The sequence below is a fragment of the Caproiciproducens galactitolivorans genome (assembly GCF_029266045.1).
In the GTDB taxonomy this organism is placed as follows: Bacteria; Bacillota; Clostridia; order Oscillospirales; family Acutalibacteraceae; genus Caproiciproducens; species Caproiciproducens galactitolivorans.
The window spans coordinates 101655-113895 of the sequence record NZ_JAJUFJ010000007.1 but is presented as its reverse complement, the minus strand read 5'-3'; the positions used below and the strand labels follow the sequence as shown (position 1 = coordinate 113895).

11 protein-coding genes and 3 tRNA genes are annotated in these 12241 nt (G+C 47.5%); 8 read left to right on the top strand and 6 right to left on the bottom strand.

The features are described 5' to 3' along the window. Window positions 1–25: 25 nt before the first annotated feature. A complete protein-coding gene (locus P9B68_RS06940; RefSeq protein WP_135658287.1) occupies window positions 26–292 on the bottom strand; it encodes an HPr family phosphocarrier protein in 267 nt (88 codons plus the stop codon). Window positions 293–498: 206 nt separating this feature from the next. Then, window positions 499–3183: a sigma 54-interacting transcriptional regulator gene (locus P9B68_RS06935; RefSeq protein WP_135658289.1), complete on the bottom strand. Its 2685-nt coding sequence runs from the start codon at window positions 3181–3183 to the stop codon at window positions 499–501. Window positions 3184–3442: 259 nt separating this feature from the next. Here P9B68_RS06935 and P9B68_RS06930 point away from each other — a divergent pair, with 259 nt between their 5' ends. The 8 genes from P9B68_RS06930 (at window position 3443) to P9B68_RS06895 (ending at window position 9896) form a co-directional block, all read left to right on the top strand. Beyond that, a complete protein-coding gene (locus tag P9B68_RS06930) occupies window positions 3443–3769 on the top strand; it encodes a PTS lactose/cellobiose transporter subunit IIA (RefSeq protein WP_135658291.1) in 327 nt (108 codons plus the stop codon). Next, window positions 3766–4065, top strand: coding sequence for a PTS sugar transporter subunit IIB (locus tag P9B68_RS06925; protein ID WP_135658293.1), 300 nt, complete (start codon window positions 3766–3768; stop codon window positions 4063–4065). The genes P9B68_RS06930 and P9B68_RS06925 overlap by 4 nt, the downstream gene beginning before the upstream one ends. Before the next feature lie 62 nt (window positions 4066–4127). Continuing rightward, on the top strand, window positions 4128–4658 hold the full coding sequence (locus P9B68_RS06920; protein ID WP_135658296.1) for a glycine/betaine/sarcosine/D-proline family reductase selenoprotein B: 531 nt from the start codon (window positions 4128–4130) through the stop codon (window positions 4656–4658). A 75-nt stretch (window positions 4659–4733) separates the two neighbouring features. Continuing rightward, window positions 4734–5063, top strand: coding sequence for a PTS sugar transporter subunit IIB (locus P9B68_RS06915; RefSeq protein WP_135658298.1), 330 nt, complete (start codon window positions 4734–4736; stop codon window positions 5061–5063). Continuing rightward, window positions 5060–6379: a PTS cellobiose transporter subunit IIC gene (celB, locus tag P9B68_RS06910; protein WP_135658299.1), complete on the top strand. Its 1320-nt coding sequence runs from the start codon at window positions 5060–5062 to the stop codon at window positions 6377–6379. Before P9B68_RS06915 ends, celB begins: the two co-directional genes overlap by 4 nt. 167 nt (window positions 6380–6546) lie before the next feature. After that, window positions 6547–7629, top strand: a complete 1083-nt coding sequence (locus tag P9B68_RS06905) for a DUF871 domain-containing protein (RefSeq protein ID WP_135658301.1) — start codon at window positions 6547–6549, stop codon at window positions 7627–7629. A 63-nt stretch (window positions 7630–7692) separates the two neighbouring features. Further along, complete coding sequence (ilvA, locus tag P9B68_RS06900) at window positions 7693–8889, top strand: threonine ammonia-lyase (protein WP_277668725.1); 1197 nt, start codon at window positions 7693–7695, stop codon at window positions 8887–8889. Window positions 8890–8930: 41 nt separating this feature from the next. Next, a complete protein-coding gene (locus P9B68_RS06895; protein WP_135658305.1) occupies window positions 8931–9896 on the top strand; it encodes a D-isomer specific 2-hydroxyacid dehydrogenase family protein in 966 nt (321 codons plus the stop codon). 294 nt (window positions 9897–10190) lie between these two features. Here the strand turns inward: P9B68_RS06895 and P9B68_RS06890 are convergent. From P9B68_RS06890 to guaB, 4 genes are all read right to left on the bottom strand, one after another. Continuing rightward, window positions 10191–10267: transfer RNA gene (locus P9B68_RS06890), tRNA-Val, on the bottom strand. A 44-nt stretch (window positions 10268–10311) separates the two neighbouring features. Next, window positions 10312–10386, bottom strand: a tRNA-Glu gene (locus tag P9B68_RS06885). Window positions 10387–10391: 5 nt separating this feature from the next. Beyond that, window positions 10392–10468, bottom strand: a tRNA-Met gene (locus tag P9B68_RS06880). Between the two features lie 224 nt (window positions 10469–10692). Then, window positions 10693–12168, bottom strand: coding sequence for an IMP dehydrogenase (gene guaB, locus P9B68_RS06875; protein ID WP_277668724.1), 1476 nt, complete (start codon window positions 12166–12168; stop codon window positions 10693–10695). Window positions 12169–12241: the final 73 nt, after the last annotated feature.

Genomic DNA, 12241 nt, shown 5'->3' with positions numbered 1-12241 from the left:
GTCTCCGTCTCCTTTGCGCAAGGGTTCATTCTTCCCCGAATTTCGATTCTACAAGCTCTGTCAAAGCGGCTACCGCTTCCTTTTCATCGATTCCATCCGCTTGAATCGTTATAACGTCATTCATTTTTACGCGCAAGGCCAACAGGTTGATCATGGATTTCGCGTTTCCGGAGCGATCCCCGTTCCAAATGGTGATTTGGGACTGGTATTTGTCCGCGGCGGTTACCAGCATGGAAGCCGGCCTGGCATGCAGCCCGATTTTGTTTTGTACTTTCACTTGTTGTGATATCATAATCAAAATTATCTCCTTTATTGATGTGTTTCACAAATAGATTAAGCAATTTTCATGCCAACAATATCGCAAATAAAAGAATCCGCCGCATTGCCGGCCCTTGGTTCAAGTCCGCCTCGCAAATCCGGCGGGCGGGTTTTTGCTTCTTTACGCCTTCTTTGGCCGCTTACTCGGTCGCGGCTCCGCCACAGGCAAAAGGGCTGTATTTATTCGGAAACGCAGTTTTCTGGCATAAAAAAAGAGGCAATATAGCAGATTTCGTCATCCGGAATGCGGATTTCAAATTTGTTTTCCAATCTGTCGCAGGACGACCGGACAATTTTAAAAAGCCCGCTGTTCTTTTCGATATAGGCTTGTTTATCCGGAAATTTACTGAGCGGGGATTTTCCCAGGATGCGGTCAACCATACAGGCAATATGGCAAAACACGCCGACTAGCACGTCGGAAAGCAGCTGCCTTTGTATTTGCGTTTCAATTTGCTGGATTACGCCGCGTATATCCTCAAAAATGTAATGGCTATCGGTATTTTTCAGCATGTTGGCAAGGGTCTGCCCAATTTCGACTAGGGTGTTTTCCTTATCAATAATCCTTTGTATTTCCTGCACCGCATTCCCTTCCAACACCTCGGTCAGCCCGAACTGCGCCACATCAAGATCGATTTTAAACGTGCTGACGATACAGATGATTTTCCCGATATTGCTGATGGAAGCCAGTCGGGTGGAAATGCTTTCCGTGTCCACCAGCTTCAGCGCAACCGTTTCACATACAGCGTTGTGATAATTCAGCTGGCTGTCCAAAATATTCTTTAGAAGCTGTGCGCTTCCTTCCCCGGTTGTGCAAATCGTGAGGATAAACATCTTTGCCAGCTTGTTCTTATTCGGCATTGACCGGGAGGTCTCCGTAAGCAATTCATTTACCGATAAAGTCTCCTGGTACACATAGTCGAGGGGGTATCCCAAAGCGGCCTTCCGGGCGGCTTCCAACACATGCAGCGTGCTGACCAGGGGGATTGTTTTCACCTGGATTTTCAGTTCCTCCTCAAGATCGGAGGAAAAATTCGTCAGAGAGCCCATATCCACCAACAGGAGCACATTGGTTTTCTGCGGCAGGCGCAGAAGGCACTCTTTCAATCTGGAATAGACCTTCTGCGGATTCTCATCTAGTGAAGCATCAATCCCGATCACGCAGTTCATATCGAGCAAGCGGTTGGCAACGGCCGCCATCGAAGAGGCGGTTGCGGTACCATGGGCAACAACAATCACCTGTACCTTTTCGTTTTCCTTAATGTGGTCAAGGTGGGCAATGTAAAAAAACGCCGCCAAAAATCCGGCTTCATCAATGGGCATGGTGATATTGAATTCTTGATTGAGAATTTTCAGGCTATCCAGCGCAACGGAAAATTCGGCGGCATGCTCTTTGCGGATGAGATTCAGCTGCGGATTGATAATTTTACGGCCCCGCCTTACCCGGTTAATGGAGTTATAAATATGTACCGCCAGACCATACCGGATGTTGTTTCCAAAATTGCGGGCTAATGTTTTCTGCGCTTCCATGAGAATTTTGTCAACTGCCGCCATTACTTCAACGCCGACAAGGTTTGTTATGCTTGAGAAATCCTGCGGATGCTCTGAAATATCAAGAAAATTTTTATAATACAGGCGGATTTCATTGCTGATCTCCTTGCTGATCTCTTCGTCGGAGATACCTCGCTCCTTCATCTCCTGCGTCCGGTTTTCGATCATTTCGTAAATATTTTCTGCGTCCTCGTTATTCCGCAGCAACAATTCCTTCGAGCTGCTGTCAAACACACAGTACCGTTTATTGATTCCAATCAGCCGGTTCCAAATTTGACGATGGGTGGTTTCCAGATAGAGCCCCTGTTTTATGTTATCCGGCAGATCAAAGCTGACCACACGCAAATCCTCTTTTTTGCCTGAAATATAGTCATAATACGCTTTCGCGCAGATAATCAGGATATCGTTCTTCAACTGGCCGACATTGTTAGGACAGCAATAACTCAGCAGGGCGCGCATGGAATTTACGGAGACGGAAATCGGCTTTCCGAGCCGGGCCGATTCGTTGCGGAAGAAATGGCTGATCAGATTGAGTCTTTCATCCATGTTCCTCTCGCTTAAATTCGGAATTTTTATAATCATGGGGATTCTGCGGACAAATGTCTTCAGCAAAGTGGAATCCGGGTCTTCTGTGGTGGCGCAAATGAGCAAAACGGTTGCTTTCCTCTCATTTTCCGTTTCACCCAGTCGCCGGTAGACGCCTCTGTCAATAAAGGTGAACAGCATTTCCTGTCCCTGGGGAGGAAGTCGGTGCACCTCGTCCAAAAACAAAAATCCGCCGTCCGCCTTTTCAAGCAAGCCGGGCTTGTCCGTATCCGCGCCCGTGTATGTGCCCTTTTTTGTTCCCATGAGCTGGCTGACCAAAAGCTGGGGGTTGTTTGCATAATCTGCGCAATTAAAGACGATGAAAGGCGCATCTTTCCCTGCGCATTTCCGTTCGCGTGCGTATTGATAAATCAGTTCGGCAAACATGGATTTTCCCACACCCGTTTCCCCGAAAAGAAGCATATGCATGCCATGCGGAGGGTACAGTACGGCGGCCTTTGCCTGTTCGACACAATGGTACAGGCTCGGGTTGTCACGGACAAAACGATCCAGCAAAGACCCCGCATTCTGTTCAGCCGCAGGGGAAGAAATTTTGTAATACACCGGCTTTATTCCGAATTTTTCCGCACTTCCCTCTTTGCACATCCTATTCAAATCACTGCTCACATTCGCACGCGAAAGCCCCAAGTCTTTCGCAAGTTCCCCGGCGGTGACTCCCCCCTGTGCCGACAGCTCGCCCAGTCTTTTTCGCACAATATCAATCCGTTTCATGCTCAAGCCCCCCAAGATCACGATTTAATCAAGGTTAGTATAGTGTACCTGCCTAATAAAGTCAATGTTCGTGCTGCAATATTGGTAATAATGTGAATTATTTCGCAAACAAAACTCGAAACACATGAAACAGATAACCACAATGGCAATACCGGATTGCGCTTACGCCCAAAGTTCTTATGCCCTGAAGCGTTTTGGCATGAATATTGCTTATTCTTTGAGCAGGAAAGTAAAATTTGTATATAAAAGGTGAACGAAAATGAGTATTGAAACAATTTCTATGCAGCTTATTGTAAATAGCGGGGATGCCAAAAGCCAGGCGATGGAAGCAATCCAAAGCGCGAAAAATGGCAAGATTGCGGAAGCGCGCGCTCAAATTGACAAAGCGGGCGAATATTTGACCGAGGCGCATCGGTTCCAAACGGAGATCATTCAGGAGGAGGCGGACGGAAATATAAAAAATATGTCCGTACTTTTGGCGCATGCACAGGATCATTTAATGAGCGCGATCATGATTATTGATATCGCAAAAGAGTTTATTGATCTTTATGAAAAATTTTTTAAAAATAAGGAGGAAGGGAAATGAAACGTATTACTTTGGTCTGCGCGGCAGGCATGTCAACGAGTCTGCTGGTAAGCAAGATGAATACCGCGGCAATTAAATCCGTATCAAATGTAAAAATCCGTGCGGTGCCGGAAGGCGATTTCCAAAAATATGCGGATGATACGGATATTTTGCTTCTCGGACCGCAGGTGGCGTACACGCTTGACAAAATGAAAGCGCAATTCGAGCCCAAGGGGATTAAGGTTTCCGTTATCGACAGTACGGACTACGCAAAGATGGACGGAGAGAAGGTTTTGAAACAGGCATTGGCGTTGTAGGCATCCATTATGGATCCATCCCATTCTTGGGAAGAGCTGAAATACATAAGGAGCGTAAAAAAATGATAAGAGTAGTTCAATTTTTAAATCAGGTACAGGCCGGTCTGGGTGGTGACGAAAGGATGGATATAGAACCCCAAGCACAGGCCGGTGCAGTAGGAACGGGGATGCTTTTGCGGACCATGCTGCTCCGGAAAGGCGCGGATATCGTTGGTACGGTAATATGCGGAGACCATTACTTTTTAGAGAACCGGGAAAAGGCTATTGCGGCACTCACGGATATAATTAAAAATCTGAAGGCGGATGTCGTCATCTGCGGGCCGGCTTTAAACCATAAAAGATATGGGGACTGCTGCGGCTATCTGGCGGAAGCCTTGACAAACGAAGCCCACGTGCAGGCTTTTGCGGCGATGGCGAAAGAAAGTACGGGAACGGAGCTTTTCCGAAAGCGGGTCTACATTATTGAAACGCCCAAAGTTGGGGGAACCGGATTAAATGGTTCGTTGAAAAAGATTGCAGACTTTGCGGTTAAATTAAGCAAAGGGGAACCCATTGGTACCGCGGAAGAAGAGGGCTATTTCCCAAGGAGCTAACGAAGTAAGCCCATCAATTTATCAAAACGATTGGAAATAAATTGATGCTTAATAAAATTTTGAGGAGGCTGTTTGATGAAACGAATTCTTTTGTTTTGTTCTGCAGGAATGTCTACCAGTTTATTAGTTACAAAGATGCAAAATGCGGCAAAAGCGATGGAAATGGATGTATCGATTGATGCTTTTCCCGAAGCGGAAATGGCAAGTCATCTGGACGACGCGGATGTTGTGCTGCTTGGACCGCAAATCCGGTTTGCATTGGGCAGGGCCAAAAAGCTATGCAGCGAAAAAAACATACCCGTGGATGTAATCAACAGTATGGATTACGGGATGATGGATGGAGAAAAGGTTTTGAAAACAGCGCTAAAAATGATGGAAAACCAGAACAGGGAGGATCACCCATGAAGAAAAAAGAAAATCTTCTCGAAGAAAAAATCATGCCGGTGGCGGATAAAATCGCCAACAACCGTTATCTGATTGCCATACGTGACGGCTTTATGCTGGCAATGCCGCTCCTGATCATCGGTGCCATATCTTTGTTAATTGAAGAATTGCCGATCCCGGGCTACGGGGATTTTATGTCCGGTATCTTCGGAAAACACTGGGGCGATTTCTTTTTAGTCCCCTATCACGCCTCCATGGCGATTATGTCGATATTTGTAATAATCGGAATATCGCACAGTTTAACCAACCATTACAAACAGGACGGGTTGAACACCGCGGTCATTTCGCTTGTTTCCTTCTTTGTGTTAACACCGTTCGTTACAAACTTTACGCCGGAAGGCTCAAAGGCGGTTTATCAGGTCGACAGCGTTATCCCGATGGAATGGATCGGCTCCAAGGGCTTGTTTGTCGGAATGGTTTCCGCGATACTTGCCACGGAAATCATGCGCTTTGTCTCAAATAAAGGCTGGGTTATTAAAATGCCGGAGGGTGTCCCGCCCACCGTTGCAAAGGCATTCTCCGCGCTTATTCCGGGAACCATCACCATATTTTCCTTTGGAATAATAAGATTAATCTTTGCATATACTCCATTCGGCACCATACATAATTGCATCTTCAATGTTCTGCAATTGCCGCTGGTTTCGCTGGGCGACAGCCTGGGGGCGGTCATAATCGCAAACTTCTTTATCGGCCTGTTCTGGATGTTCGGTATCGCCGGTGGGGATGTTGTACAATCCGTTATGACCCCGATATGGCTAGCTTTGTCGGCGGACAACCTTTTGGCATTTGGAAAAGGAGAGGCACTACCCCATATTATCACGCAGCAATTCAACTCCATCTATCTGTGGTTAGGCGGTGGCGGTGCCACATTGGGCCTATGCCTTGCGCTGCTGCTTGTCTGCAAATCCCAGCAATGCAAAAGAATCGGCAAACTCTCCATTCTTCCAGGACTTTTTAACATCAATGAACCGATCATATTCGGGCTGCCCGTCGTTTTGAACCCGATCCTGCTCATTCCATTCATTTGCACACCTTTGATTTTAGCGGTCATAACCTATTGCACGATGGCCGCCGGGCTCGTTCCGGCGCCGAACGGCGTAATTATTCCCTGGACCACTCCCCCGATCATCGGCGGATTCCTTGTTTCAGGGATAAGGGGAGCCATTCTGCAAGCCGTGGAAATCGTTATATCGTTTTTGATTTACCTACCCTTTATCAAAGCGCAAGACAAAAAATACTGTGAGCAGGAAAAATTATATGAAAACAATAAGGAATGAAACCGTAAAGCAGTAATATAAGTGATTTTTAGGTGGCTTTGTAAAAAAGCCACCTAAGCACTTATATAACATCCGGTTGCGAAACAAGCAAAAGCAACGGGAAAAAGCGCGCCACCGCTTGCTTATTTAAGACAAGTAAGCAAATTTTTTAAACAAGGAGAAAAGCTATGAGAACAATTGGATTTTCCGTTTACCCAGCCCATGCAAAATTAGAGGAAAATTTAGCCTACATTGACAGGGCCAGTAAATATGGATTCAAAAGGGTATTTACCTGCCTTCTCTCCGTCGAGGGAGAGAAAGAAAAAATCATCGACGAGTTTAAAAAAACGGTCGCTCATGCGAATCAATACGGGATGAAAGTAATTGCAGACGTTGACCCATCGGTGTTTCAGCACCTCGGGATAAGCTATGACGACCTTCATATTTTTAAAGAAATGGGGCTTTATGGCATCCGCCTGGATCATGGTTTTACAGGGCTGGAGGAAGCCGCCATGTCCTTCAATTTATTTGGCTTGAAAATCGAGCTGAACATGAGCGCCGGCACAAAATATCTGGATAATATCTTCAGCTATCAGCCTAACCCGGATAATCTCTTAGGGTGCCATAATTTTTATCCTCATAAATATTCCGGAATTTCTTATGATCATTTCATGAAGTGCAACGAACAATATAAAAAGTTTAATATCCGGACCGCCGCGTTTGTTTCTTCAAAAAGCGCGAGTTTCGGCCCATGGCCCGTCAATGAGGGGCTATGCACCTTGGAGAAACATCGGAATCTGCCGATACAGGTACAGGCAAAACATCTTTTTTCGACGAATCTGATTGACGACGTAATCATCGCGAATGCTTTTGCGTCAGATGAAGAGCTGAAGGCCTTGAGCGAAGTCGATCCCTATAAATTGACTTTCCATGTCCATTTGGAAAAGAATATCTCCGATCTGGAAAGGGATATTGTTCTGAACCGGCTTCATTTGAATCGAGGGGATGTTTCCGAATATATGATACGGTCCAGCAAAAGCAGGGTAAAATACGACGGAAATGGATTTGCCCCGGTGAACACGAGAAATATTAAACGCGGGGATATTACAATTGATAATATGTACTATAAAAATTACACCGGGGAATTGCAGATTGCGCTGAAAGACAGGGAGAATTCCGGTAAGACAAACGTTGTGGGAAGAATCGCCGACGAGGAATTATTTTTGATTGACCACGTAAAGCCATGGCAGCAATTTGCATTGGTTGAATAAACACAGCAAGGCCGCCGGCCGCGGCCGACGGCACAGCAATGAGGATATGAAAAGAGAATCGTTATGTTGACATTAGATAAAGTTTATCATGCCGCTTCTGTTTTAAAGGATGTGATCCGTAAAACAGATTTAATCCACGCCCCGCGCATTTACCCGGAAAGCCAGATTTACTTAAAGACCGAAAACTTGCAGATAACCGGCTCGTTCAAGGTGCGAGGCGCCTACTACAAAATCTCACAGCTTACAAAAGAGGAAAAAGCAAAGGGAGTCATCGCCTGTTCCGCCGGAAACCACGCGCAGGGCGTTGCGCTCGCGGCGCAGAAAAACGGAATTCGGTCGCTGATCTGTATTCCTGACGGCGCGCCAATTTCAAAGGTTGAGGCGACCAAGAGCTACGGTGCGGAGGTATGCCTTGTAAAAGGGGTGTACGACGACGCCTATAAAAAGGCGTGTGCGCTTCAAAAAGAGAGCGGCGCGGCCTTCATCCATCCGTTTAACGACCCCGATGTGATCGCGGGTCAGGGGACGATTGGATTGGAAATTTTAGAACAGCTTCCCGATGTGGACGCGGTGATCGTTCCGGTAGGAGGAGGCGGACTGATTTCCGGCGTCGCCTTCGCCATAAAATCCATGAATCCGAAATGCAAGGTTTACGGGGTGCAGGCCAGCGGCGCGCCGAGCATGGCGAAATCGCTGGAGGATCATAAAATAGAGGAGCTTAAGAGCGTATCCACCTTTGCAGACGGTATTGCGGTAAAATGCCCTGGAAACCTGACCTACGACTTCTGTTCCAAGTATGTGGATCAGGTTGTTACTGTAACGGACGACGAAACCGCAACCGCGATACTCACGCTGATAGAACAGCACAAGCTGATTACGGAAGGCGCGGGAGCGGTCGCTGTGGCGGCGTCCATGTTCAACAAGATTGACATCAAGGGGAAAAAAGCAGTTTGCCTTCTTTCCGGTGGAAATATTGATGTGACCATTCTTTCCAAGGTTATCAGCCGCGGCCTTCTGAAAGCGGGGCGTTTGGGCGATCTGACCATTGAAACAATGGACAGACCCGGCCGGATTAAGGAGATTTCCGCGATTATCGCCGACCTTGGCGCAAATGTGGTAAGTATCCACCATGACCGAATGATGGAAAATATGGGCGTAAACGCCTGCTCTGTGAAGGTTCGGATGGAAACAAGGAATCACGAACACAGGAAGCAAATCTGCGAGGCAATTGCCGACGCGGGATACCATGTTATCCCTTAGGGAAACCAAATCTAGCATATACAAATCAAAGGAGTAGCAAAATGAAAATCCTGGTCTACAGCTGCAGAAAAGACGAAGCGGAATATTTTCGAAAATTCAGCGAACAGCATCAAGTGGAAGTCACGCTATGCAAAGAGGCGCCAACGCTTGAAAATGCAGATATGGCAAAGGGCTATGAATGTATCAGCATTTTAACAAACAAGATCAATGCGGAATTAATGGAGAAGTTTCATAACGCCGGCGTGAAATTCATTTCCACAAGAACGATCGGATATGATCATATTGACATTGACGCCGCAAAGAAGCTGGAAATCCAGGTGGCAAACGTAGCGTATTCCCCTTACAGTGTGGCTGAATATACCGTCATGCTGATTCTGATGGCAATCCGTAAAATCAAAACTATCTTGGCGCGTAGCAATATACAAGATTACTCATTGGATGATGGAGTGCAGGGAAAACAACTGCATAATTTAACGATTGGGGTAATCGGTACCGGAAGGATCGGCCGGACAGTAATTCAATGTTTGCGCGGTTTTGGCTGCAAAGTGATTGCCTATGATATAAATCAAAATGCAGAAATCGCGAAGGATGTTGCGTACGTCCCGCTTGCGAAGCTTTTTGCAGAGAGTGATATTATAACGCTGCACGCACCTGCGACGAAGGAAAATTTCCACTTGATTAATAAGGATTCGATCGCGCTGATGAAGGATGGCGTATATATTGTGAACACAGCCCGGGGCTCCCTGATTGACACAAAGGCTTTGATTGACGCAGTAGAAAAGAAAAAAATCGGTGGTGCGGCTTTGGATGTAATGGAACAGGAGTCGGACCTCTATTATCATAATTTAAAGAGCGAAATATTGGACAACCGGGAACTTTCCCTCTTAAATTCCTTTCCGAATGTCATAATTACGCCGCATACAGCGTTTTATACCGATCAGACAGTCAGCGATATGGTGGAGCATTCCATCTTAAGCTGTATTTCCTTTATACAGAAAGATCTATGATTTACGCAGCCAGAAAAAAACCGGCGTAAGCCGCCGGATTTACACAAAACGAAGTGGAAGAATGTACGCCCGCAGGCGTGCACGCCAAACCGCTTTGGGGATTTTTCCTATTTTATTAAGAAGGGGCTAGGCTTGCTCGGAGTCAACACCACCTTCGCCCCCATCTTTCCCTGCACGCCCCAAGAGCCTACGGATCTGCTAGACAGGGGGTGTTTTTCCTGCCTGCACCGGGGATTCCCGCCAAGCCCTTAGCCCGCAAAAAGAGACAGCACTCAAATGAGTGCTGTCTCTTTTTGGTGGACACAAGGGGACTCGAACCCATGACCTCTCGCGTGTGAAGCGAGCGCTCTAACCAGCTGAGCTATGCGTCCATATGAAATATACCCCCGAACTTCGAGGGTACATCTGTTTTTTATGGTGACCCGGACGAGATTCGAACTCGTGAAACCGCCGTGAAAGGGCGGTGTCTTAACCGCTTGACCACCGGGCCGTATATGGTAGCGGCAATTGGATTTGAACCAATGACACTCCGGGTATGAACCGAATGCTCTAGCCAACTGAGCTATGCCGCCATCTATCTCCGCTTTAAAATTCAAAGCGGAGCGTTTTATATTATAACCGATAATGCTGTGTTTTGTCAACACATTTTTGCAAAATATTTGAAATTCTAAATATTTCTTCTTCCGTCCGGTATTTCCCGGGGAAAAGAGACGAATCCGATACAGAAATCCTACCTTCCCCAGAATTGTAGTAAACGGTTTTAGAATCCTATTTGTATATTTTTATAGGATTATACTTACTGGATTGAATAGTTCGGCGCTTCCTTGGTAATTTGAATATCGTGCGGATGGCTTTCCCTTAGGCCGGCGCCCGTAATACGGACAAACTGCGCCTTTTCATGCAGTTCTTCAATGTTTCTGCAGCCGGTGTAGCCCATGCCGGCACGGATACCGCCCACCATCTGGTAAATGGTATCAGAGAGCGGCCCCTTGTACGGCAGACGGCCCTCGACGCCCTCCGGAACCAGCTTTTTCTGATCCTGCTGGAAGTAGCGATCCTTACTGCCCTGTCCCATCGCGGCAAGGCTACCCATTCCGCGGTAGACCTTGAACTGACGGCCTTGGTACAACTCGGTTTCACCGGGGGATTCCTCGCAGCCCGCGACCAGCGAGCCGACCATGACGACATTTGCGCCGGCGGCGAGCGCCTTAACAATATCGCCGGAGTACTTAATGCCGCCGTCCGCAATCACCGGAATATCGTATTTCGCGGCGACACAGGCAGAATCGTAAACAGCAGTGATCTGCGGCACACCGATGCCGGCAACAATACGGGTGGTACAGATGGAGCCCGGCCCCATGCCGACCTTAATGCAATCCGCGCCCGCTTCAATAAGGGCCTCTGTGGCCTCTCCTGTCGCGACATTTCCCGCGATGAGCGGTAAGTTGGGAAACGCCTTTTTCACGCGTCTGACGGCTTCTATGACGTCCTTATTGTGCCCATGGGCGGAATCGAGCGCAACAACGTCAACCTGTGCCTTTACCAGCTCGGCAACACGCTCAAGAACATCGCCCGTCGCGCCAATCGCCGCGCCGCAAAGCAGGCGGCCACCCGCGTCCCTCGCGGAATTCGGGTAACGCACCGCTTTTTCAATATCCTTAATGGTAATCAAACCCTTGAGGTTGCCCTGGTCGTCAACGATCGGCAGTTTCTCAATACGGTGCTTGCGCAGAATTTCCTGCGCCTGCGCAAGGGTTGTCCCAACCGGAGCCGTAACAAGGTTTTCCTTTGTCATTACGGCGGAAATCGGCTGGTCGTAATCCTCTTCGGTCATAAAGCGTAAATCGCGGTTTGTAATAATGCCCACCAGCTTGCCGTTTTCACAGATCGGCACGCCGGAAATATGGTATCTCGCCATAATCTCATTCGCATCATGCACGTAATGCTGAGGAGAAAGGAAGAACGGGTCCACAATAACACCGTTTTCCGAACGCTTTACCCGGTCCACCATGTCGGCCTGCATTTCAATGGACATATTCTTATGAATAATGCCAATGCCGCCTTCACGGGCGATCGCAATCGCCATGTTGCTTTCCGTAACGGTATCCATGGCGGCCGTCATCAACGGCGTGTTCAGCTTGATGGTTTTCGTAAGCCGGGTGGTTAAATCCACCTCCTTGGGCAATACGTTGGATTCAGCCGGGATCAGCAGAACATCGTCAAACGTCAGGCCTTCCTTTGCAAATTTTTCCGAGTAATTTGTGTTTAACATGTTTTCCTCCTGTCACATTTTTGCGCGCCGCAAACCGCTTTCCGCGCCGCTTTTTTCTCTTGTTATTTTAATA